Source organism: Chromobacterium sp. IRSSSOUMB001, assembly GCF_023507765.1.
In the GTDB taxonomy this organism is placed as follows: domain Bacteria; phylum Pseudomonadota; class Gammaproteobacteria; order Burkholderiales; family Chromobacteriaceae; genus Chromobacterium; species Chromobacterium haemolyticum.
On record NZ_JALCYU010000003.1, the window covers coordinates 188,725 to 211,267 of the forward strand.

The 22,543-nt window shown below is 63.8% G+C and carries 25 protein-coding genes; 11 read left to right on the top strand and 14 right to left on the bottom strand.

Annotation, left to right across the window (positions count from 1 at the left end):
* Window positions 1-11: 11 nt before the first annotated feature.
* The 7 genes from MOV80_RS05170 to dapC all read right to left on the bottom strand — a co-directional run bounded on the left by MOV80_RS05170 (window position 12) and on the right by dapC (window position 5,553).
* Window positions 12-311, bottom strand: a complete 300-nt coding sequence (locus MOV80_RS05170; RefSeq protein WP_019103825.1) for an STAS domain-containing protein — start codon at window positions 309-311, stop codon at window positions 12-14.
* Window positions 311-940 (bottom strand): ABC transporter substrate-binding protein, encoded by a 630-nt coding sequence (locus MOV80_RS05175; RefSeq protein ID WP_019103826.1) that lies wholly within the window; start codon window positions 938-940, stop codon window positions 311-313. Before MOV80_RS05175 ends, MOV80_RS05170 begins: the two co-directional genes overlap by 1 nt.
* Window positions 941-1,029: 89 nt before the next feature.
* Window positions 1,030-1,503: an outer membrane lipid asymmetry maintenance protein MlaD gene (gene mlaD / locus MOV80_RS05180; RefSeq protein ID WP_019103827.1), complete on the bottom strand. Its 474-nt coding sequence runs from the start codon at window positions 1,501-1,503 to the stop codon at window positions 1,030-1,032.
* Window positions 1,504-1,514: 11 nt separating this feature from the next.
* Window positions 1,515-2,300, bottom strand: coding sequence for a lipid asymmetry maintenance ABC transporter permease subunit MlaE (gene mlaE / locus MOV80_RS05185; RefSeq protein WP_107732104.1), 786 nt, complete (start codon window positions 2,298-2,300; stop codon window positions 1,515-1,517).
* Entirely contained in the window at window positions 2,293-3,111 is an 819-nt protein-coding gene (locus MOV80_RS05190) for an ABC transporter ATP-binding protein (protein WP_019101307.1), read from the bottom strand. Before MOV80_RS05190 ends, mlaE begins: the two co-directional genes overlap by 8 nt.
* 333 nt (window positions 3,112-3,444) lie before the next feature.
* Entirely contained in the window at window positions 3,445-4,266 is an 822-nt protein-coding gene (gene dapD / locus MOV80_RS05195) for a 2,3,4,5-tetrahydropyridine-2,6-dicarboxylate N-succinyltransferase (protein WP_039754722.1), read from the bottom strand.
* A gap of 84 nt (window positions 4,267-4,350) precedes the next feature.
* Entirely contained in the window at window positions 4,351-5,553 is a 1,203-nt protein-coding gene (gene dapC / locus MOV80_RS05200) for a succinyldiaminopimelate transaminase (RefSeq protein ID WP_043589434.1), read from the bottom strand.
* A gap of 58 nt (window positions 5,554-5,611) precedes the next feature.
* Between dapC and MOV80_RS05205 the strand changes: the two genes are divergently transcribed.
* Together MOV80_RS05205 and MOV80_RS05210 are read left to right on the top strand one after the other, a co-directional pair.
* Window positions 5,612-6,526, top strand: a complete 915-nt coding sequence (locus MOV80_RS05205; protein WP_019101310.1) for a DMT family transporter — start codon at window positions 5,612-5,614, stop codon at window positions 6,524-6,526.
* Window positions 6,523-7,095 (top strand): GNAT family N-acetyltransferase, encoded by a 573-nt coding sequence (locus MOV80_RS05210; protein ID WP_039754717.1) that lies wholly within the window; start codon window positions 6,523-6,525, stop codon window positions 7,093-7,095. Before MOV80_RS05205 ends, MOV80_RS05210 begins: the two co-directional genes overlap by 4 nt.
* Before the next feature lie 12 nt (window positions 7,096-7,107).
* Here the strand turns inward: MOV80_RS05210 and MOV80_RS05215 are convergent, their stop codons facing one another.
* The gene (locus MOV80_RS05215) at window positions 7,108-7,329 is read right to left on the bottom strand and encodes a SlyX family protein (RefSeq protein ID WP_039754724.1); all 222 of its coding nucleotides are present in this window, start codon (window positions 7,327-7,329) and stop codon (window positions 7,108-7,110) included.
* A gap of 10 nt (window positions 7,330-7,339) precedes the next feature.
* Window positions 7,340-8,653: a Na+/H+ antiporter NhaC family protein gene (locus MOV80_RS05220; RefSeq protein ID WP_019101313.1), complete on the bottom strand. Its 1,314-nt coding sequence runs from the start codon at window positions 8,651-8,653 to the stop codon at window positions 7,340-7,342.
* 333 nt (window positions 8,654-8,986) lie between these two features.
* Between MOV80_RS05220 and MOV80_RS05225 the strand changes: the two genes are divergently transcribed.
* Both MOV80_RS05225 and MOV80_RS05230 read left to right on the top strand, forming a co-directional pair.
* Window positions 8,987-9,283 (top strand): DUF2325 domain-containing protein, encoded by a 297-nt coding sequence (locus MOV80_RS05225; protein WP_019101314.1) that lies wholly within the window; start codon window positions 8,987-8,989, stop codon window positions 9,281-9,283.
* Complete coding sequence (locus tag MOV80_RS05230) at window positions 9,280-9,435, top strand: hypothetical protein (protein WP_019101315.1); 156 nt, start codon at window positions 9,280-9,282, stop codon at window positions 9,433-9,435. Before MOV80_RS05225 ends, MOV80_RS05230 begins: the two co-directional genes overlap by 4 nt.
* A 19-nt stretch (window positions 9,436-9,454) precedes the next feature.
* Here MOV80_RS05230 and rlmH read toward each other — a convergent pair whose 3' ends face one another.
* The 5 genes from rlmH to MOV80_RS05255 form a co-directional block, all read right to left on the bottom strand.
* The gene (gene rlmH / locus MOV80_RS05235) at window positions 9,455-9,925 is read right to left on the bottom strand and encodes a 23S rRNA (pseudouridine(1915)-N(3))-methyltransferase RlmH (protein ID WP_019101316.1); all 471 of its coding nucleotides are present in this window, start codon (window positions 9,923-9,925) and stop codon (window positions 9,455-9,457) included.
* 218 nt (window positions 9,926-10,143) lie between these two features.
* Entirely contained in the window at window positions 10,144-10,512 is a 369-nt protein-coding gene (rsfS, locus tag MOV80_RS05240; protein ID WP_019101317.1) for a ribosome silencing factor, read from the bottom strand.
* A 173-nt stretch (window positions 10,513-10,685) separates the two neighbouring features.
* Window positions 10,686-11,324 carry a nicotinate-nucleotide adenylyltransferase gene (nadD, locus tag MOV80_RS05245; protein WP_019101318.1) on the bottom strand — a complete coding sequence of 213 codons (639 nt, stop codon included), beginning with the start codon at window positions 11,322-11,324 and terminating at the stop codon, window positions 10,686-10,688.
* A 4-nt stretch (window positions 11,325-11,328) separates the two neighbouring features.
* Complete coding sequence (locus MOV80_RS05250; protein ID WP_039754719.1) at window positions 11,329-11,907, bottom strand: carbonic anhydrase; 579 nt, start codon at window positions 11,905-11,907, stop codon at window positions 11,329-11,331.
* 261 nt (window positions 11,908-12,168) lie between these two features.
* Window positions 12,169-13,206 (bottom strand): DUF2804 domain-containing protein, encoded by a 1,038-nt coding sequence (locus tag MOV80_RS05255; RefSeq protein WP_198001614.1) that lies wholly within the window; start codon window positions 13,204-13,206, stop codon window positions 12,169-12,171.
* A gap of 159 nt (window positions 13,207-13,365) precedes the next feature.
* Between MOV80_RS05255 and MOV80_RS05260 the strand changes: the two genes are divergently transcribed.
* From MOV80_RS05260 to aceF, 7 genes are all read left to right on the top strand, one after another.
* Window positions 13,366-13,683, top strand: coding sequence for a metalloregulator ArsR/SmtB family transcription factor (locus tag MOV80_RS05260; protein WP_043636749.1), 318 nt, complete (start codon window positions 13,366-13,368; stop codon window positions 13,681-13,683).
* On the top strand, window positions 13,680-14,111 hold the full coding sequence (locus MOV80_RS05265) for a YeeE/YedE (protein WP_107732102.1): 432 nt from the start codon (window positions 13,680-13,682) through the stop codon (window positions 14,109-14,111). The genes MOV80_RS05260 and MOV80_RS05265 overlap by 4 nt, the downstream gene beginning before the upstream one ends.
* Complete coding sequence (locus MOV80_RS05270; protein WP_232060448.1) at window positions 14,108-14,542, top strand: DUF6691 family protein; 435 nt, start codon at window positions 14,108-14,110, stop codon at window positions 14,540-14,542. The genes MOV80_RS05265 and MOV80_RS05270 overlap by 4 nt, the downstream gene beginning before the upstream one ends.
* The gene (locus MOV80_RS05275; protein ID WP_118268441.1) at window positions 14,539-16,263 is read left to right on the top strand and encodes a SulP family inorganic anion transporter; all 1,725 of its coding nucleotides are present in this window, start codon (window positions 14,539-14,541) and stop codon (window positions 16,261-16,263) included. The genes MOV80_RS05270 and MOV80_RS05275 overlap by 4 nt, the downstream gene beginning before the upstream one ends.
* A 57-nt stretch (window positions 16,264-16,320) precedes the next feature.
* Window positions 16,321-17,757, top strand: a complete 1,437-nt coding sequence (locus tag MOV80_RS05280; RefSeq protein WP_107732101.1) for a M48 family metalloprotease — start codon at window positions 16,321-16,323, stop codon at window positions 17,755-17,757.
* 312 nt (window positions 17,758-18,069) lie between these two features.
* Entirely contained in the window at window positions 18,070-20,733 is a 2,664-nt protein-coding gene (gene aceE / locus MOV80_RS05285; protein ID WP_043589451.1) for a pyruvate dehydrogenase (acetyl-transferring), homodimeric type, read from the top strand.
* 120 nt (window positions 20,734-20,853) lie between these two features.
* Window positions 20,854-22,497 carry a dihydrolipoyllysine-residue acetyltransferase gene (gene aceF, locus MOV80_RS05290; RefSeq protein ID WP_043589453.1) on the top strand — a complete coding sequence of 548 codons (1,644 nt, stop codon included), beginning with the start codon at window positions 20,854-20,856 and terminating at the stop codon, window positions 22,495-22,497.
* Window positions 22,498-22,543: the final 46 nt, after the last annotated feature.

The following is a 22,543-nucleotide window of genomic DNA, read 5'->3' on the forward strand; positions in this document are numbered from 1 at the left end:
CTCTCCGCATATCATTCCGCTTCCGCCGCTGGGGCGGACAACAATTCCGCCAGCGAGTAAAGGTCGAGCAGAGCGCTGAGCCCGCTAGGCCAGTTTTCCAGGGACAGGGCGTGGCCGGCGGCGTCGGCGGCGCGGCGCGCGCCGAGCAGCAGAGCCAACGCGGCGGAATCGGCTCCGGCTATGCCGGACAAGTCCAGGCGCAACGGCGCTTCACCGGCGAGCTTGGCCAGCGGCGCGGCCAGCGGGCCGCAGCTATCCATGTTCAGCCGGCCGCTGAGCCGCGCCTGACCGGGGGCGGTGCGCTCCAACATCAGCCGTTGCCCTTATTTGCGGGCGCCGCGGCCACCGGAGCGGCGTTCTTGTTCTGCAGCAGCTTGATCAGACCGTCCACGCCGTTTTTGCGCACTTCTTCATTGAAGGAATTGCGATAGACGGTGACTAGGCTGGCGCCTTCCACGCTCACGTTATAGATCTTCCAGCCTTGCGGGCCCTTGTTCAGTGAGTAGTCCACCGCTACTGGATTGGCGTTGCCCGGCAGGCTGACCGTGGTTTTCACCGTGGCGTCGCGGTCGCCGTTGCTCATCAACGGATTGGGCTTGACGTCGACCTGAGCGGTTTTGAAACGGGTCATGGTGGCGGAATAGGTGCGCACCAGCAGGGTCTGGAACTGCTGAGTCAGTTGGGCGCGCTGTTCGGCGCTGGCCTGACGCCAGCCCAGGCCCACGGCCAGCGCGGTCATGCGCGGGAAGTCGAACATCGGCACCGCCACCGCTTCCGCCTGCTGGCGGATTTGCTTGGTGTTCTTGCCGTTGTCCTGTTTCAGCACTTCCAGAACCTGCCGGGATGCGTCTTTGATTACATCGGTGGGGGCGTCGCCGGCGGCTTGGGCCACAGCGGACAGGCCGAACAGCAGACAGCAGAATGCGAGCAGTTTTTTCATCGTTTTTCCAATCAATTGCGAGTAAGCCGGCGGCGCGGACGGCTCGCCGGCCGGCAGTTTGTTGCGGGGTGCCCCGTCTTTGTGCCGCGCTATTTGTCAGCGCTCTTGTTGCTATCGGTAAAGCCCGTCATGAACTTACCGATCAATTGTTCCAGCACCATGGCGGAGGAAGTGATGGTGATGGTGCCTCCCGGGGCCAGATTGGTCTCCGAGCCTCCTTGCAGCATGCCTATATATTGTTCACCCAGCAGGCCGGCGGTCAGGATGGACGCGCTGGCGTCGTCGCTGATCTGATAGGCCTTGTCAATATTCAGAGTCACCCGGGCGCGATAAGTTTTCGGGTTGAGCCGGATGTCGGCCACGCGTCCGATCACCACACCGGCTTCCTTGACCGGCGCTTTGACCTTCAGTCCGCCGACATTGTCGAAGTCGGCGTACAGCACATAGGTCTGGTTAGCGCTTTGCGGGACCAGGTTGGCCACTTTCAGCGACAGGAAGGTGACGGCGGCAATGCCCAGCGCCACGAAAATGCCTACCCACAAGTCAATAGTAGAGCGTTTCATTCGGGTTTTTCCTAGAACATGAAGGCGGTCAGGATGAAATCCAGCGCCAGAATGACCAATGCGGAGGTGACGACAGTCCGGGTGGTGGCGGCGGACACGCCGCTGGCCGTCGGAGTGGCGTCGTAGCCTTCGAACACGGCGATCAGGGTGACGGCGACGCCGAAGCACAGGCTCTTGATCAGTCCGTTGACCACGTCGAAATGCAGGTCGACGTTGGCCTGCATCTGCGACCAGAACGTGCCGACATCCAGGCCTATCATCACCACGCCCACCAGGTAGCCGCCAAAAATGCCGACCACGTTGAACAGCGCGGCCAGGATGGGCATGGAGATGACGCCGGCCCAGAAGCGGGGCGCCACCACGCGAGCGATGGGATCGACCGCCATCACGCTCATCGCGTCCAGTTGCTCGGTGGTTTTCATCAGGCCGATTTCGGCCGTCATCGCGCTGCCGGCGCGGCTGGCGAACAAGAGCGCGGCCAGCACCGGACCCAGCTCGCGCAGCAGCGCCAGCGCCACCACCGCGCCCAGCGCGTCGGCCGAGCCGAACTTGGCGAGGGTGCTGTAGCCTTGCAGGCCCAGCACCATGCCGACGAAGAGGCCGGACACCAGGATGATGATCAAGGACATCACGCCGGCGAAATAGACCTCGCGTATGGTCAACTGCGGCCGCAGCAGGCTCTGGCCGCTGCCCCTCAGGATGGCCACGAGGAAGCGGCAGGCGAAGCCCAACCGCCAGACAGCGTTGATGGTAAGGTGGCCGAGCTTGCGCAGGGGCGCCGCGATCAAATCAAGCATGGGGGCCTCCGTTGAGTCCCAGATCCTCGGCGAGCGAGCGCTCCGCCGGGTAGGCGTAATGCACCGGACCGTCGGCTTCGCCCCAGATGAACTGGTGAACCCATGGCGAATCCGAGTTGCGCACTTGGTCTGGCGTGCCTTGGGCGACGATCTCGCCACCGGCGACGAAGAGCACGTGGTCCACGATCTCCAGCGATTTGTGCACGTCGTGGGTGACCATCACCGCGGTGGTGCCCAGCGCGTTGTTGAGCTTCTTGATCAGGTGGGCGATCACGCCCAGCGAGATCGGATCCAGGCCGGTGAAGGGCTCGTCGTAGAGCATCAGTTGGGGGTCCAGCGCGATGGCGCGCGCCAGCGCCACCCGGCGCGCCATGCCGCCGGACAGCTCGGCGGGCATCAGCTGCTGGGTGCCGCGCAAGCCAACGGCCTCCAGTTTCATGGTCACCAGGTCGCGGATCATGCTGTCCGGCAGCTTGGTGTGCTCGCGAATGGGGAAAGCGACGTTGTCGAACACCGACAGATCGGTGAAGAGCGCGCCGAACTGGAACAGCATGCCCATGCGGCGGCGGTGTTGATAAAGTTCGGCGGAGCTCATCTTGGCGACGCTCTTGCCGTCAACCAGCACTTCGCCGCTTTGCGGACGGTTCTGGCCCGAGATCAGCCGCAGCAGCGTGGTCTTGCCACTGCCGCTGCCGCCCATGACGGCCACCAGCTTTCCGCGCGGAATGGCGAGGTTGAGGTTTTTCAGAATGGGCCGCTCGCCATAGGCGAAGCTGACGTTTCTGAATTCAATGAAATTGTCAGAAGACACAAAGTTTCCAGATAGCATGCGTGAAGCCGCGAACGGCTTCGGTTGAAACGGCGGGCCCGGAGCGGTGCGATGGCGGGCCGTTCAGGCAAAGCGGCTCTTGAAGCCTGTCACCCAAGCTTTGCCTTGGATGAGCGGTTCTTGGAGAGCGGCCGCTTTTTTGCCGATTCTTTTCGAACTGGAGATTTTATAGACTTGTCGTGAACTAGCCAAATTTCAACGGTGTTTGCGATGCAAATATGCTGCATTGCAATGCGGCCGGCGGCGCGGAGGAGGCGGGGAGAGGCGGACAGCGGGCGTGCCGACTGTCCGCCCGAGCCGGCGGACGGAAGGGGCTTACACGCCGCGCAGCAGTTCGTTGATGCTGGTCTTGCTGCGAGTCTGCGCATCCACTTTCTTAACGATCACCGCGCAGTACAGGCTGTGGCTGCCATCCTTGCTGGGCAGGTTGCCGGACACCACCACCGAGCCCGGCGGCACGCGGCCGTAGCTGATCTCGCCGGTTTCGCGGTCGTAGATCTTGGTGGACTGGCCGATGTAGACGCCCATGGAGATCACCGAGCCTTCGCCGACGATCACGCCTTCGACGATTTCCGAACGCGCGCCGATGAAGCAGTTGTCCTCGATGATGGTGGGGTTGGCCTGCAGCGGCTCCAAGACGCCGCCGATGCCGACGCCGCCGGACAGGTGCACGTTCTTGCCGATCTGGGCGCAGGAGCCGACGGTGGCCCAGGTGTCCACCATCGCGCCTTCGTCGACGTAGGCGCCGATGTTGACGTAGGAGGGCATCAGTACGGTGTTCTTGGCGATGAAGCTGCCCTTGCGCGCCACCGCGCCCGGCACCACGCGGAAACCGGCTTCCTGGAAGCGGGCCGGCGTCCAGTCGGCGAACTTGGTGTCGACTTTGTCGAAGTAGCGGTTGACGCCGTCGTCGGAGAGTTCATTGTCGCGAATGCGGAAGGACAGCAGCACCGCCTTCTTCACCCACTGGTTCACCACCCAGTCGGCCCCCTGTTTTTCCGCCACGCGCAGGCGGCCCGCGTCCAGTTCGGCGATCACCTGGCCGATGGCGGCCTTGAGTTCGGCGGAGACGGTGGCGGGCGTGATCTCGGCGCGCTTCTCAAACGCTTCTTCGATCAGGGTTTGGATCGGATGCATGGTGTTCAGTCCTTTGGCAATATGGATGGAAGTCGTCATTCAATTCGCTTTCAAGCGGCCGCGCCGGTGGCGGGCCGCGTAGATTCAGGGGGTCTGGCGCTGTTTGCGTTCGGCGAAGGCGACGATGCGCTCGACGCCGGCCACGCACTCTTCCAGCGTGGCCACCAGCGCGACGCGGACATAGCCGGCGCCGGGGTTGACGCCGTGAGCCTCGCGCGCCAGGTAGCTGCCCGGCAGCACGGTGACGTGTTCTTCGGCGAACAGCGCCTTGGCGAAGTCTACATCATTCCCGTCCGGCACCTTGGCCCACAGGTAGAAGCTGGCGTCCGGGCGGCGCACCTCCAGCCCCATCGCCAGCCGCGGGGTGACCGCGTCGAACTTGGCGATGTATTGAGCCCGGTTGGACTCCACGTGATCCTCGTCGTTCCAGGCCGCCACGCTGGCCGCCTGTATCGCCAGGCTCATCGCGCTGCCGTGGTAGGTGCGGTAGAGCAGGAATTTCGCCAGGAGCGCCGCGTCGCCGGCGACGAAGCCGGAGCGCATGCCGGGGACGTTGGAGCGCTTGGACAGGCTGGTGAACATGACCAGCCGTTCAAAGCCGCGGCCCAGCTTGCGCGCCGCTTCCAGCCCTCCCAGCGGCGGGCGGCCAAAGTGGATTTCGGAATAGCACTCGTCGCTGGCGATGACGAAGCCGTAGCGATCCGACAACTGGAACAAGGTTTCCCAATCGGCCAGCGACATCACCGCGCCGGTGGGATTGCCCGGGCTGCACACGACCACCAGCTGGGTACGCCGCCACACTGTTTCCGGTACCTGGCTCCAGTCCGGCTGGAAGCGCTGTTCGGCCAGGCAGTTGACATAGTAGGGTTCGGCCCCGGCCAACAGTGCCGCGCCTTCGTAAATCTGGTAAAAAGGATTCGGGGATATCACTACCGGCGCCGGCTCAACGCTTGCGTCGATCACTGTCTGCACAAAAGCAAACAAGGCTTCACGGCTGCCGTTGACCGGCAGTATCTCGCTTTGCGCATCCAGGTTCAGATCGTAACGTCGCCGCATCCAGGCCGCGCAGGCCTGGCGCAGCGCTTCGCTGCCCAGCGTGGCCGGGTATTGCGACAAGCCGCCCAGATTGTCGATCAGCGCTTGTTCCACCAGCGCCGGCGTCGGGTGCTTGGGCTCGCCTATCGACAAGTTGATGTGCGCCTTGTCCGCGGGCGGCGTTGCGCCGGCGAGCAGCGCGCGCAGGCGTTGAAACGGGTAGGGCTGCAATTGGGCCAGGCGAGGGTTCACGGGTATCTCCAGAAAAGCGGGCGCAAGCAAACGAACAGCGAACATCTTAAGAACAGCAATGACACCTGTAAAACAAAAGTTTCTGGCCACCACCGGCATTCTGACCACTGCGCTGGTGTGGGGGCTGATGTGGTATCCGTTCCGTAGCCTCAATCAAAGCGGCGTCAGCGTGGCGATGACCTCGCTGGTGGTGTATCTGGTGGCGATCACTCTGGGTGTGATCACCTTTTTCGACGTCTATCGCCGCCAGTTCCGGCTACAGCCGGTGTTGCTGGTGCTGACCGCGGTGTTTGGCTGGTGCAACTACAGCTATACCTGGGCGGTGTCCGAGGGGCAGGTGATGCGGGTCTTGCTCTTGTTCTACCTGTCGCCTTTGTGGACGGTGTTCCTGTCGCGGCTGATCCTGAAGGAGCGTTTGACCCGCAGCGGCTGGCTGGTGGTGGCCTTGTCGCTGCTTGGCTGCTTCATCTTTATTTATCGGCCCGGCTTGTTCGCCGGCGAACTGCCGCTCAGCCATCGCTATGAATGGCTGGCTCTGTCCGGCGGCATGGCCTTTGCGCTGGGCAATGTGATCAGTCGAGGCGCCCAGTCCATCCCGGTGCCGGTCAAGTCGGCGTCGATCTGGTTTGGCGTGGCGTCCATTGGCGCGATCAAACTGGCGCTGGCCGGGCAGTTGGGCGGCATTCTGCAGATACCGCCGCAAAGTTGGCTGGTATTGGGCATTCTGGGCGTGACCCTGTTGTGCACCAGCGTGATATCGCAGCACGGGGTGTCTATTCTGCCTGCAACGCAGACAATGACGCTGATGCTGATGGAGCTGTTGTTCGCGGCGGCGTCGGCCTACCTGCTGGCCGGAGAGGCGATGACGCCGCGCGAATGGGCGGGCGGCGCCTTGATCGCCAGCGCCAGCTTGTTGTCCGGTCGCATGACCAGAAAGCCGGGGACGGCGCAACTGAAACAGGAGGCGGCATGATTACGATTCGACCGATGAACGACGGTGATTTCGAGCGTTTCTGGCCCGTGTTCCACGCGGTGGTGGCGGCTAGGGAGACCTATGCTTTCGATCCGGAAATGACGTGGGAGCAGGCGCGAGACCTTTGGCTGCGGCTGCCCTTGCACACACTGGTGGCGGAGGAAGACGGCGCGCTGTTGGGCTCGTATTTCCTCAAGCCCAACGCCGCCGGCCCGGGCGGCCATGTCTGCAACTGCGGTTATATGGTGGCCGAGGAGGCGCGCGGCAAAGGCGTGGCGCGGCTGATGTGCGAGCATTCTCAGAAATTGGCGCGGGACAGCGGCTTTTTGGCGATGCAGTTCAATTCGGTCGTGGCCAGCAACGAAGTGGCGGTGGCTCTGTGGCGCAAGCTGGGTTTTGAGCCGGTGGGCCGTTTGCCGCGCGCTTATCGTCACGCGCGGCTGGGGCTGGTGGACTGTCTGGTTATGTACAAGTGGCTGGGAGACGTCGCGCCGGACATGCCGGAACCGGCGCCGTTGATCGGCCGTAAGAACATCGAGGCGACGGTGTCGCGGCGTCGAGGCGCTTGAACCGCCTGCTCCTCAATAATGCGGCGGTAGTTCGTCGCGCAGACTGAGGCCGGACGCGCTATCGTCCGGCTGAGCTTGGCGGAATTGCTGGTAGAGCAGGCGCATTTGCTGTTGCAGCAGTTCCAGGTCTTTTTGCTGACGCGCCACGGTGGCGTTCAGCGCGTCCAATAGTTCGTCCTGGAAGGCGAGCTTCACTTCCATTTCGGCCAGGCGGGCATCGATTTGATCATCCATGCCGGCCATTCTACAACACCATCGCCGCAATCCAGCCGGCCGCCAGCACCGGCAGGTTGTAGTGCAGGAAGGTGGGCAGCACGGTGTCGCGGATATGGTCGTGCTGGCCATCCACGTTCAGGCCCGAAGTCGGCCCCAGCGTGGAGTCCGAGGCCGGCGAGCCGGCGTCGCCCAGCGCGCCGGCGGTGCCGATGATGGCCACCGTGGCCAGCGGCGAGAAGCCCAAGTGCATGCACAGCGGAACGTAGATGGCGGTGAGGATGGGCACGGTGGAAAAGGAAGAGCCTATGCCCAGGGTCACCACCAGGCCAACCAGCAGCATGGCGAAGGCGGCCACGCCCTGATTGCCGGCGAACAGACCGGCGCTGGCGGTCACCAGAGCTCCCACCTGGCCGGTAGCCTTCAGCACCTCGGCGAAGCCTTGGGCGGTGATCATGGTGAAACCTATCATCGCCATCATCTTCATGCCTTCATTGAACAGACCATCAGCGTCCTTCCATTTCACCACGCCGGTGGCGAGGAACAGTAGAAAGCCCGCCAGCGCGCCCATGATCATTGAATCGGTGTACAGCTGCACCGCGAAGGCCAGCATGATCGCCAGCAAGGCGGTGGCCAGCGACTTGCGGCTGACCTTGGCGCGGGTGCGTTCAACGTTTTCTATCTTGCCCAGGGCGTACTGGCGCGGCTTGCGGTAGCTGACCAGCACCGCCCACAGCAGGCCGGCCACCATGCCCAGCGCCGGAATCGCCATCGCGTGCATCACATTGAGGCCGCGCACGTCCATGCCGGATTTGGCGATGTTGCCGAGCAGGATCTGCTTCAGAAAGATGTCGCCGAAGCCCACGGGAAACACCATATAGGGCGTGACCAGGCCGAAGGTGATCACGCAGGCGACCAGGCGGCGGTCCAGATGCAGCCGCGCCATCACATAGAGCAGCGGCGGCACTAGCAAGGGAATGAAGGCGATGTGGATGGGCACCAGGTTCTGGCTGGCGACGCTGACCAGTGCGAGCAACAGGATCAGCGCCCATTTCAAGCGGCTCTGGCCGCTATCGCGCTCCAGACGCTTGACAGCTAGGTCCGCCATTGCGTGCGGCAGACCGGATTTGGCTATGGCCAGCGCGAAGGCGCCCAGCAGGGCGTAGGACAAGGCTACCGAAGCGCCGCCGGTGATGCCGTTATTGAAGGCTTCCAGCGTGCGGGATAGGGACAGGCCCCCGCTGAGGCCGCCGATCAAGGCGCCGAGCAGCAGGCTGATGACGACGTGGGTGCGCAATAGCGCCAGCCCGAGCATGATGATGACGGCCAGAAGAACTGCGTTCATTTGTATATACAGATCAATGGGTTGGGCGAATAAGCCGGGGGTGCGCAGCGTAGCGGGTTTCGGTTTTTCTGTCGATAGTCTTGCTTGAAACTAAGGACGGGAGGACAGGGTTGGGCGCCGGCCGCCGCTGTAATGAGGGGGCTTGCTTTACGCCGAAATTTCAAATACTTGCCGATTTATCGCCCAAGGAAGAGGCGGGGCGGTGCGTTGCGGCATTTATATACTTATTTGAAATAAAAAACTAATTTTATATATCTTTACTGTGCTATTTCATCGGCTTAGAGTGGGGGTATGTCAAGGCGCGTCCCGCGCCGCGCAGAGAGGAGGTGGCCGATGAACGCCCTGTTGATAGGCGCGGATAGCCTGGGGAACATTCCGGCGGTTCTGCAAAGCTACGATATCCGGATCACCCGCCACATTTGCGGGCGCAACGTCGCGCATCAGCGCAAGGCGCCGTTGCCGGGCAAGCCGGATCTATTGATCCTGCTCACCGATTTCCTGGGGCACAATGTGATGCGCAATTATCGGGACAGCGCTTACGCGCTGGGCATCCCTGTGGTGGCCTGCCGACGTTCCGCCACCGCGGTTGAGCGGCGTTTGCAACATGAGGGCTGGAGGAAGCTGTCATGATTTTCTCAGGCAATGAAAACTGGCTGGCCAGCTTGGCGCGCGCAGAGGACTCTGCGCTGCCTTTGCGCGACGATACGGTGACGGTGGAGTGGGCCGGGCTAACGCCGCCGCCCTTGCCGCCGACGGCGGCGCAACCGTCGCAGCCGGCTTGATCCGACTGTGAGCCGGTTCTTATTCGCGGTGGTAGGGGTGGTTGTTGAGAATGGAGTAGGCGCGATAGATCTGCTCGGCCAACATTACCCGCACCATCCCGTGCGGCAGCGTCATCGCCGATAGTTGCAGCAGCACGTCGGCGCGCTGCTTCAATTCCGCCGCCAGGCCGTCGGCGCCGCCGATGATGAAGGCCACGTCGTCGCCGCCGGCCATCCATTCCTTCAGGCCTTCGGCCAACCGCACCGACGTCCAGTTCTTGCCGCGCTCGTCCATCACCACCAGCCTTGCGCGCGGAGGAATGGCGGCGAGCAAGCGTTCGTGCTCGGCGGCAATGCCTTTTTCGGCGGTGACGCCGCCGCCCCGTTTCTCCGGTTTGATTTCCTTCAGTTCCAGCGTGATGTCGCGGCCAAAGCGCTTGGCGTAATCGCCGTAGGCCTCGTCGACCCAACGCGGCATCTTGGTGCCGACGGCGAGAATAGTGATTTTCATCGTGAGTGAGCCAGGGGAGTAAACGCAAACGGGGACTTGCGTCCCCGTTTCGATGAGCGGCTTAGAACCTGTTTACGACCTGCCACGCGTTGGCGATACGGCGTTGAAACCGTCCTCGAAATGCTCATGTACCACTTGACCATTCCGCTTTCTCAGCTGTTTTCGCCTTGTCTCGCTCTTGCTCGCGAGATCGTAAACACGCCCTTAGCGCAGCCGGATCAGGTGGCCGACCACGGACGGCCGCCGGCCGGCAGGAAGCTGGGCTTCTGGCCGCCCCACAATGCTTCGATGTCGTAGTAGTCGCGCACGGCGGGCAGCATCACGTGCACGACCACGTCGCCGGCGTCCACCAGCACCCATTCGCCGCTTTCATGGCCTTCGCTGCCGACGATGTCCACACCGGCTTCCTTCAGCTTGACGTGCACGCTGTTGGCCAGCGCCTTGACCTGGCGGTTGGAGTCGCCGGTGGCCACTATCATGCATTGGAACAGCGAGGTCAGCTTGCTGGTGTCCAGTTCGATGATGTCCTTGCCCTTGACGTCTTCCAGGGCTTCGATCGCCAGCTTGGCAATGTCTTGCACTTCCATAATGTCCTTTTCCTGTGCGGGGTTCGCGCTGGCCGGGGCCGGCGCAAAGCTGCCGCAAAATGGCGGGCGGGGCCGGCGCACGCAGCGCGGCGGCAGGCCTGCCGTATTGCTTTAAAGTGAATCGCTGCCGGCCGACTGCGGGCGGCCTGGCGGAAAGTGGCCGGACACGGCGGCTACACTGTCTGGTATAGCCGGTGTTGGCGGATATAGGCCAGCACCGCGGGCGGCAGCACATCGTCCACCGCGTCGCCGCGCGCCAGGCGCTGGCGGATGTCGGTGGCCGCGATGTCCACCGGCGGCAAGGCCAAGGGGCGGATTGTACCGGATGCGGTTCGATTTGAAAAATCAGAGACTTGCCGGGCGCGCCACAAGGCTTGCACCGGCACCGGCAGCGAGGCCGGATCGAAGCCGGGACGCAAGGCCACGGCCAGGTTGGCGAAACGCAACAGTTCGTCCCAGCGCTTCCAGGTGTGCAGCGTGGCAAGCGAGTCGCCGCCAATCAAAAACCATAGTTCGGCATCCGCGCCCAGTTCGGCGCGCAGCTCTTCCAGGGTGTCTATGGTGTAGGCGGCGCCGGGCCGGCGCACTTCGCGTTCGTCCACCGACAGCAGCGGCCGATCCGCCACCGCCAGCTTCGCCATGGCCAGCCGTTGTGCCGGCGCGGCGTGCGGGCCCTGGCTGCGGTGATAGGGCCGGCCGGCGGGAATCAGCCTGACCCTGTTCAGCGCCAGCTCGGCGGCGAAGGCGTCGGCCATGCGCAGGTGGGCGTTGTGGATGGGGTCGAAGGTGCCGCCGAACAGGCCTAGGCGCACAGGCTTATTCCTGCGTGTCTTCGTTCTGGTAACCATCGACGATGACTTCCAGCCGGCCGGTGGACGGGTGGATCACCATGCCGTGCACCGGCACGTCTTTAGGCATCAACGGATGGTTGCGGATGGTCTGCACGGTGTGGCGCACGCTATCGGACACGTTGTCGAAGCCTTTCAGCCAGCCGTCCAGGTCGATGCCGGCCGCGCGTAGCGTGGTGATGGTGTCTTCCGACACGCCGCGCTCCATCGCGTGGTCCAGCACGCGCTGCGGGTCGACCGCGCGCATGCCGCAGTCACGGTGGGCGACCACGCAAATTTCGTCGGCGCGCAGTTCGTACACTGCCATGATCAGGCTGCGCATCACCGATCCCCATGGATGGGTGATCAGCGCGCCGGCATTCTTGATCAGCTTGGCGTCGCCGTTCTTCAGGCCCATGGCCTTGGGCAGCAGTTCCACCATCCGCGCGTCCATACAGGCCAGGATGGCGAGACCCTTGCCGGGAAACTTGTCGGTCTTGAATTGCTCGTATTCGCGGTTTTCCACAAAGTGGCGATTGTGTTCGAGCAAAGCGCTTAATCTATCCATGATGGCAATCTCCTACTGAGAGTCTGTTCATGAGCGTTCTAGAGCACGGGCGCAAAAAGGATCATGGACAGGCTCTGAAGGTTTGTTTCGTTTGGTCGTTTAGAGAGAATACTCGGTTGCGGGCGCATCCTACCACTGTTGCTCAAGCCGGTCTTGTGTTTTTGCGAACTAGGAATTTCCCTAGTTACGGCAGGGAATTGCGATGAACTCCAGTTAATGCCGGCGAAAGGTGGCAGGCGTGCCGCATTGAGCGGGCTACGTTCACCAACGCGACAGATGGTCCTCGGTCACGCCTAGCAAGTCGCTCACCACATGGACGGCGCCGCCGTCCGGATCCTGGATCTGGCCGTTGAAGCGGCCGATGGGCTGCACATAGCGGCTGGCGGCGATCAGCAGGTTCTTGTCTTCGCGCCGCGCGCCCTCCGGGGCGAAGTTCAGGTCCAGCAAGCCGTTGTCGCTGCGTATGCGCCAGCCTTGCAGCGGGTCGTCCGGTTGGTAGTCGAAGCTTACCGGCCCCAGCCGGATCAGTTTGCCTCGCAACCAGGCGGCGTTCTCGGTGTCGCCCATATAGCCTTGCTGCAGATTGAAACCCAGTTCCAGAGAATGCGCACTGGCCCAGCGCCAGCGGGTTTCCCGCGCCAGCAGGCCGTTGGAGTAGTCCAGCGATGCTACCGCGCCGTCCAGGGAATAGCGCCGGTCTTGGCAGTCGGCGAAGCCGCTGATTCTGAGGCCGCCGCTTTTATGGGTGGAATGGGCCAGCCAGTTGGCCGGCGCAATCACCGCCAGCACCGGCGGCATGTCGGCCAATTGGATATGCGCGGCCACTTTCAACTGAGGGGAGTCCACCGCCAGTTCCAGCCGTTCGCCGTCGCGGCGAAAACTCAGACGGCAGCGGCCGGCCTGGAAGGCGGCGTCGCCGAAGGCGCGGTCTTCTATTTGCGTGGAGAAACCCGGCAGGCCATTGGCGCTGGCTGCGGCGATGATCGCGCCGCTCTTGCGGTCGAACAGATAGGCGAAGGCGGTGCCGGTCCAGCCGACGTCGACGATGGCGACGCCGATGAAAAAGGCCGGATGGGCGATAGCCGCGTATTGCCAGCGTTTGTGATGCAGCCTGCGTGTCAGCCGTTGATAGGGCGTGGTTTTCAGCGCGTGCCAGTCCAGCCGGTCGATGATGCCCTGATATACGCCGAAGGCGGGAATGCCGCGTTCGTGCACCAGTTGCCTGGGGGCGGGCGGGAGTCGAGTCGAGGGCATGGCGCTGGATGGCCGGGCCGGCGCCGCGGCTGGAAATAGGTTCATGGCCTTGAGTCTACAACAGTTTTTCCCGGCGCGATGGTGACTGATAGGCCATGTGGCGGCGCATGGACCGTGTGGCGCGGCGGTAACAGTTAGTTGATTTACATTATATTATAAAACATAATGTTTGCGACGCCGGATGCCGGCGGCGGGAGAACGAATATGGATTTGAACATGCTGCGCGCCAATGCCGGCCGCGCCGCCTTGTTGTTGAAGGGCCTGGCCAACGAGGACAGGCTGCTATTGCTGTGCCAACTGGTGGACGGGGAAAAGTCGGTGTCGGAACTGGAGCGTTTGACCGGCATCCGACAGCCCTCCTTGTCGCAGCAGTTGGGTGTGTTGCGCAATGAAGGCCTAGTGGCGACCCGGCGTGAAGGCAAATGGGTTTATTACAGCGTGGCCAGCGCTGACGCCTTGGCTTTGCTGAACGCCTTGCACGCGCTGTTTTGCTCCGACCGGCCCGAGGGAGAGGCGCGATGACGGTGGATTGGGCGGCCTTCACGCCGTGGCCTGCTTTAATGGGCGGAGTATTGATCGGGGCTGCGGCGGGCTGGCTGGTCTTGCTGCATGGCCGCATCGCCGGCATCAGCGGCATGGCGGCCGGCCTGTTGGATGGGCGTGCGGACTGGCGCGCGCGGCTGGTTTTTCTCTTGGGCTTGATGGCGGCGCCGGCCTTGTGGCGTCTGGGCGTTGGGGAATGGCCCGCTGTCAGCGTGGAAGCCGGCGGCGCGCGCTTGTTGGTTGCCGGCTTGTTGGTGGGCATCGGCGCGCGCTTAGGCTCCGGCTGCACCAGCGGCCACGGCGTTTGCGGTCTGGCGCGGCAGTCGCCTCGTTCGCTGGCGGCGACGGCGGCTTTTATGTTTGCCGGTTTCGTTACGGCGGCGGTGCTCGGACATTGGGGTGCATGAAGATGACGGCGGAGTGGAAACGCTTATTGTCTATGGCGGGCGCGGGCCTGTTGTTCGGCCTGGGCTTGTTGTTGTCCGGCATGGGTAATCCAGCCAAGGTATTGGCTTTTCTGGATCTGGGCGGCGCCTGGGATCCCAGCTTGGCGCTGGTGATGGCCGGAGCCGTCGCCATGGCCTGGCCGGCGTTCCGTCTGGCCGAGCGCCGCCCGCGCGCCTTGCTGGGCGAGCCGACGCAATTGCCGGCCAAGACGCCGCTGACGCGCCGCTTAATCGGCGGCAGCCTCTTGTTTGGCGTTGGTTGGGGATTGGCCGGCATCTGTCCGGGACCGGCCTTGCTGTTGGGCGGCATGGCGTTGCCGCAGAGCGCTTGGTTTTTGCCGGCGATGGCGGCCGGCCTGTGGCTGGCCGGACGATGGGAACGGCGCGGATGAGGTTTGGGCTGCCGGGCTGGCTGCGCGGCTATCGGCGCGCCTATTTGCCGGGGGACTTGGGCGCGGGCCTGGTGGTGACCTTGTTGCTGGCGCCGCAAGGTCTGGCTTATGCGCTGGTGGCAGGCTTGCCGGCGCAGGCGGGCCTGTACGCCAGCATCGCCCCCTTGCTGATTTACGCATTGGCCGGGCGCAGTCACGCGCAGTCGGTGGGGCCGATGGCGATGACTTCCTTATTGGTGGCGGCCACGCTGACGCGGTTGGCCGAACCGGGCTCGGGCGATTATCTGGCGCTGGCCATCGGTCTGGCGCTGTTGTCCGGGGCGATGTTGGCGGCGCTTGGCCTGCTGCGGCTGGGTTTCATCGCCGATCTATTGTCCGAGCCGGTGCTGGCGGCCTTCACTTCGGCGTCGGCCTTGCTGATTGTGCTATCGCAATTGGGCCCCTTGCTGGGCGTGCAGGCTGGCGGCGCATCCTTGCCGCAACTGTTGGCCGGGCTGTGGAAGGCGGTGGACGGGCTTAACCCGTTGGCGCTGCTGTTTGGCGCTACGGCGCTGGCCATGCTGTTGGTGGCGCGTTGGTTGGGCGAGCCGTTGTTGCGCCGCTGCGGCCTGGGCGGGCCGGCGCGGCAGCTTTGGCTGCGTTTGGCGCCGCTGCTGGCGGTGTTGTTGGGCATGGCGCTGGTGGCGGGCCTGGGTCTGCGGTCCGCCTTGCCGGTGGTGGGCGAGATTCCGCCGGGTCTGCCGGCCCCGACTTGGCCGGGCTTGAGTTTGGATCAGTGGTCGCAGTTGGCGCTGCCGGCCTTTTTCATCGCTTTGATCAATTACGTGCAGAGCCTGGCGGTGGCTCAGGCGCTGGCGCAGCGCCGCGGAGATGAAGTGGATCCGGACCGGGAATTGCTGGCGTTGGGGCTGTGCAATATCGGCGCCGGGCTGTCCGGCGGTTTTCCGGTCACCGGCGGACTCACGCGTTCCATGGTCAACGCGGAGGCCGGCGCCCAGACTCAACTGGCCTCGGTGGTGGCCGCCCTGGGCATCATGCTCTTGGCCAGCTTCGCCGCCGGCGCGCTGGCCTTGCTGCCGCTGGCGGTGCTGGCGGCGATGATCATCGCATCGGTCAGCGCCATGATACGTTTCGACAGCCTGAGGCTGGCCTGGCGAATCGACCGCGCCGACGTGGCGGCCTTCGCGCTGACTTTCATCCTGGTGCTGTGGCTGGGAGTGGACTCCGGCATTGTCGCCGGTGTGCTGATGTCCCTGGCCGCCATGTTGTGGCGCAGCAGCCGGCCGCATATCGCCGAGTTGGGCCGGCTGCCGGGCAGCCATCATTTTCGCAACCGGCTGCGCTTTGCCGTCGAGAGCCTGCCCGGCGCGCTGTTTTTGCGCGTGGACGAGAGCCTGTTTTTCGGCAACGCCCGCCAGGTGCGGGGCGAGGTGTTGCGCCGGCTGGCCGCCCAGGCGGGGGCGACACGGCTGGTGTTGATCATGAGCGCGGTCAATCGCGTGGATACCAGCGCTTTGCTGATGCTGGCGCGGCTGGACGCCGAGCTGGCGGCGCGCGGCGTGACGCTGCATCTGGCCGAGATCAAGGGGCCGGTGACGCAGCGCATGGAGAGCGGCGGCCTGTTGGCCGGCTTCGCCGGCCGCGTGCATTTGAGCGCGCAAGCCGCCTGGGAAGCGCTGGCCGCGCCGCGGCGGGGAGGCGGGGAAGCTCATACTCTTTGACAGTTGATGTTGCGTCGCCTCATGCAACTTGGGGCGGATCATGGCTATCATAGCCGGATGACCAAACAGACCTTGCTGGCCGGCGTGCTGGCGCTGAGCTTGTTGCACCCGTCCGTCAGTTATGCCGATTTGCCCGATCTGGGCGAGGTGTCGGATGCCTCGCTAACGCTGGCGGATGAAAACCGCATTGGCCGGCAGGCCTGGCGCGCGATGTTGGAGGCGGGGGACATCGTCGACGATCAGGAAGTCAATGATTACCTCAACGATATCGGCGGCCGGCTCTCCAGCGGCGTCAAGCTGCCCGGCGTCAGTTTCACCTATTTCTGTGTCAACGACAGCGGCATCAACGCCTTCGCCATGCCCGGCGGCTATATCGGCATCAATATCGGCCTGTTGCTGGCGACCCAGAGCGAAGGCGAACTCGCCTCGGTGCTGGGGCATGAAACCGCCCACGTCGCCCAGCGCCACATTGCGCGGATGAAGGCGGCCAGCAGCGCCACCAGCCCCTTGCTATTGTTGGGCACCATCATCGCCGCGGCGCTGGCGGCCAAGGCCGGCAGCGGCCAGGGCGCGATGGGCGTGGTTTCCGCCGGCATGGGCCTGTCGATTTCCAATCAGTTGGCGTTTTCGCGCGATTTCGAACGCGAAGCCGACCGTGTCGGCATGCAGTATATGAGCCAGGCCGGTTTCGACGTGCGCAGCATGCCGGCCTTCTTCCAGAAGCTGCAGCAGAACGAGCGTTACAGCGACAACGCGGCGCTGGCCTTCCTGCGCACCCACCCGGTGACGCTGGAGCGCATCAGCGAAGCGGAAAACCGCGCGCTGGACTACCCGGTGAAGATGCGCGCGGACAGCGTGGACTACCTGCTGGTGCGCGAGAAACTGCGCGCCGCGACGCTGACGCCGGACGAAGGGCAGCGCTATTACGAGGCGGCGCTGGACCGAGGTCTGTATCTGAACGAGGGCGCGCAGTGGTACGGCTTGGCTCAGGTCAAGCTGCGCCAGCGCGATATCGCCGGCGCGCGTCAGGCGCTGGCCAAGGCGCGGACCAAGCTACCAGACCACCCGATGCTGCGGGGGCTGGAGGTGGCGATAGAGCGCGAACGCAAGGACTGGCCCGCCGCCCGCAACGCGGCGCGCGCGGGTTTGGTCCGTTTTCCGCAGAGCTTGTCGCTGCAACTGTTGGACATCGACGTCGCCGTCGCCAGCGGGGACAGCCAGGGGGCGCTGAGCCTGATCAAGACTCAGTTGGGGCGCCATCCGGACAACGCCGGCCTGTATCGGCGGCAGGCCAGTTTGTACGCCGACCGCGATCCGCTGCGTTACCACGCGGCGCTGGGCAACGCCTTCTATTATGAACAGCGCTACCAGCCGGCTATGGAGCAGTTCCAACTGGCCGGCAAGGCCAAGGGCGACGATTTCTACCTGCGCTCCTCAATCGAAGCGCGCATCCGCGAACTGGATAGGCTGGTCAGGGACGAGAGGAAGAAGTAAGCGCGCAACTGAAACGAATGTTTCAATTTACGACAGCAAATCGCAAAAAAACAACATGGTGCGGCGCAATAACCGCTGTTTTACGCCCCTAAACAAGCGTTAGTACGCTTGACCTATTCCTTTGTGAAAGCGGGAAGACGTACACTTGCTCAAGACACGGCGCTCTTTTCGTAAATGAACATTTTTATTTGCGATTGCGTTCGTTTATAATCTGAAGCTAATAAATTGGTTCGAATCCGAGCCAATTGCAATAACGCGGGGCCGCGCAGTGCTACATACGGCCCCCGATCCACCTTGCTGTGAGGACCAGAGATGGCTGCAACTTTCCCTGACGATATCGATCCGTTGGAAACCCAGGAATGGACTGAAGCGCTGGAGTCGGTGCTGGACGCCGAAGGCCCGGAACGCGCGCATTACCTGTTGGAGAAACTGGTCGAGCGCACCCGCCGCCGCGGCGCCCATCTGCCGTTTGACGCCACCACCGCATACCAGAACAGCATTCCGCTCGGCAAAGAAGCCAAGTCGCCGGGCAACCACGAGCTGGAGCACCGCATTCGCTCGATCAATCGCTGGAACGCCGCCGCTTTGGTGCTGCGCGCCGGCAAGAAGGACTTGGAGCTGGGCGGCCACATCGCCTCCTTCCAATCCTCCGCCACTCTGTACGATGTGGGTTTCAACCACTTCTGGCGCGCTCAGAACGATGAGCAAGACGGCGATCTGATTTACTTCCAGGGCCATATTTCCCCGGGCGTGTACGCGCGCGCCTTCATGGAAGGCCGCCTGTCCGCGGAGCAGCTGGACAGCTTCCGTCAGGAAGTGGACGGCAACGGTCTGTCCTCTTACCCGCACCCGTGGCTGATGAAGGACTTCTGGCAGTTCCCGACCGTCTCGATGGGCCTGGGCCCCTTGATGGCCATCTACCAGGCCCGCTTCCTCAAGTATCTGGAAAGCCGCGGTCTGGCGAAGACTCCGGGTCGCAAAGTGTGGTGTTTCTGCGGCGACGGCGAGATGGACGAGCCGGAATCCCTGGGCGCGATTTCGATGGCGTCCCGCGAAGGCCTGGACAACCTGATCTTCGTGATCAACTGCAACCTGCAGCGTCTGGACGGCCCGGTGCGCGGCAACGGCAAGATCATCCAGGAACTGGAAGGCGATTTCCGCGGTTCCGGCTGGAACGTCCTGAAAGTGATCTGGGGCTCGCGTTGGGATCCGCTGCTGGCGATGGACACCAAGGGCTTGCTGAAGAAGCGCATGGACGAGTGCGTGGACGGCGATTACCAGACCTTCAAATCCAAGGACGGCGCTTACGTTCGCGAACACTTCTTCGGCAAATACCCGGAGCTGCGCGAAATGGTCGCCAATATGTCCGACGACGAGATCTGGGCGCTGAACCGGGGCGGCCATGATCCGCACAAGGTGTACGCCGCTTACCACGAGGCGTCCAACAACGCCAACGGCCGTCCGACCGTGATCCTGGCCAAGACCATCAAGGGTTACGGTATGGGCGCGTCCGGCGAAGCCAAGAATATCGCGCACCAGGCCAAGAAAATGGATCTGGATTCACTGCGCAAATTCCGCGACCGTTTCGGCATCCCAGTGTCCGACGAAGAACTGCCGAACGTGCCGTACTATCTGCCGGCCGAAGACAGCCCGGAAATGAAGTACATGCGTGAACGCCGTGCAGCGCTGGGCGGCTACCTGCCGGCGCGCAAGCCGGTGACCACCCCGCTGCAAACGCCGGAACTGTCCGTGTTCGACGCGCAGCTGCAAGCGTCCGGCGACCGCGAGTTCTCCACCACGATGGCCTTCGTCCGCATGCTGGGCACCATCATGAAGGACAAGAACATTGGTCAGCGCGTGGTACCGATCGTGCCGGACGAATCCCGTACCTTCGGCATGGAAGGCATGTTCCGCCAGTACGGCATCTGGTCCACCCAGGGTCAGAACTATGTGCCGCAGGATCATGACCAGTTGATGTTCTACAAGGAATCCAAGGACGGCCAGATCCTGCAGGAAGGCATCAACGAGCCGGGCGCGATGGCCGACTGGATCGCCGCGGCGACCAGCTACGCCAACAGCAGCCAGCCGATGATTCCGTTCTACATCTACTACTCGATGTTCGGCTTCCAGCGCATCGGCGATCTGGCCTGGGCCGCCGGCGACATGCGCGCCCGTGGTTTCCTGCTGGGCGGCACCGCCGGCCGCACCACGTTGAACGGCGAGGGCCTGCAGCACGAAGACGGTCACAGCCACATTCAGGCCGGCCTGATTCCGAACTGCATCAGCTACGACCCGACCTTCGCTTATGAACTGGCGGTGATCGTGCAGGACGGCCTGCGCCGCATGTACGCCGAGCAGGAAGACGTCTTCTACTACCTGACCCTGATGAACGAAAACTACGTTCATCCGGCCATGCCGGCGGGCGCGGAAGAGGGCATCCTGAAGGGCATGTACCTGCTGCAGGACGGCGGCGACGCCAAGGTCAAAGTGCAGCTGATGGGCTCCGGCACCATTCTGCGCGAAGTGATGGCCGCGGCCGACTTGCTGAAGGCGGACTTCGGCATCGGCGCCGACATCTGGAGCGTGACCTCCTTCAACCAGCTGCGCCGCGACGGCATGGAAGCCGAGCGTCACAACCTGCTGAACCCGACCGCCGAAGCTCGCGCCTCCTACGTGGCGCAGCAACTGTCCGGCCGTCAAGGTCCGGTCGTGGCCGCAACCGACTACATCCGCAACTACGCCGATCAGATTCGCGAATACGTTCCGGGCCGTTACGTGGTGCTGGGCACCGACGGCTTCGGCCGCTCCGACAGCCGCGCCAACCTGCGCTCCTTCTTCGAGGTGGATCGCTACCACGTGGCTCTGGCGGCGCTGTCCGCTCTGGCGCGCGACGGCAAGATCGAAGCGTCCAAGGTGGCCGAGGCGATCGCCAAGTACGGCATCAAGACCGACAAGCTGCCTAGCTGGAAGGTGTAATCGCAGGGCGGAAACCCCGGTCCAGGCCGGGGTGTTCCGCCTTTGCATGGCAAGCGAATCTGTAGCGGATATCCGGCGGCAAGCCCCGACAGGGGCTTCCGCCTTACGAATGGAAAGCTCATGAGCAATCTGATCGAATTGAAAGTGCCCGACATCGGCGGTCACAGCAATGTAGACATCATCGAAGTATTCATCGTCCCGGGCCAGACCGTGTCCGTGGACGACTCCCTGATCACGCTGGAAACCGACAAGGCCACCATGGAAGTGCCGGCGGAAACCGCGGGCGTGATCAAGGAAGTCAAAGCCGTCGTTGGCGGCAAGATCTCCGAAGGCGACGTGATCGCCATCCTGGAAGTGGGCGCCGCCGCGTCCGCGCCGGCCCCGGCGGCCGCAGCCCCGGCTCCCGCAGCCGCGCCTGCAGCGGCTCCGGCTCCAGCGGCAGCCGCTCCGGCCGCAGCGCCCGCGGCCTCCGGCCGCAGTGAAATCCGCGTGCCGGACATTGGCGGTCACAATGGCGTCGACGTGATTGAAGTCACCGTCAAGGTCGGCGATGACATCGCCGTCGACGACAGCCTGATCACGCTGGAAACCGACAAGGCCACCATGGAAGTGCCGGCCTCCGCCGCCGGCCGCGTGGTGGAAGTCAAAGTGAAAGTGGGTGACAAGGTCAGCGAAGGCGATCTGATCGTGGTGGTGGAAGGCGCTGTCGCAGCCGCCTCCGTCCCGGCAGCCGCCGCGCCGGCTCCGGCAGCAGCCCCGGCCGCTCCGGTCCCGGCAGCCGCTGCACCCGCCGTGGCACCGGTCGCCGCGGCCGTGGCCGCCGCCATCGACGAAATCGCCTTCTCCAAGGCCCACGCCGGTCCGTCGGTGCGCCGTCTGGCGCGCGAACTGGGCGTGGATCTGGGCAAGGTCAAGGGCAATGGCCGCAAGGGCCGCATCACGGAAGACGACGTCAAAGCCTTCGTCAAGGGCGTGATGCAGAACCCGGCCTCGCTGGCCCCGGCCGCCGCGCCGGCGGGCTCCGGCGCGGGTCTGGACCTGTTGCCGTGGCCGAAAGTCGATTTCGCCAAGTTCGGCCCGATCGAAACCAAGCCGCTGTCCCGCATCCAGAAGATTTCCGGCGCCAATCTGTCGCGCAACTGGGTGATGATCCCGCACGTAACCTTCAACGATGAGTGCGACATCACCGAGCTGGAAGACTTCCGCAAGACCGTGGGCAAGGAGTGGGAAAAGTCCGGCCTGAAGATCAGCCCGCTGGCCTTCATCATCAAGGCGGCCGCCGAAGCGCTGAAGGCCTTCCCGACCTTCAACAGCTCGCTGGACGGCGACAACCTGGTGCTGAAGCAGTATTACCACATCGGCTTCGCGGCCGACACGCCTAACGGCCTGGTGGTGCCGGTGATCAAGGACGCGGACAAGAAGGGCCTGCGCCAGATCGCTCAGGAACTGACCGACCTGTCCAAGCTGGCCCGCGAAGGCAAGCTCAAGCCCACCGACATGCAGGGCGCGACCTTCACCATCTCCAGCCTGGGCGGCATTGGCGGCACCAGCTTCACGCCTATCGTGAACGCGCCGGAAGTGGCCATCCTCGGCGTCTGCAAGTCGCAGATCAAGCCGGTGTGGAACGGTAAGGAATTCGCGCCGCGCCTGATGTGCCCGCTGTCGCTGTCCTTCGATCACCGCGTGATCGACGGTGCCGCCGCCGCGCGCTTCACCGTGCATCTGGGCAAGCTGCTGTCCGACGTGCGCCGCCTGATTCTGTAATCGCCAGCAGAACGGCCGCTCCGGTCTAGCCGGAGCGCGCCGCTCA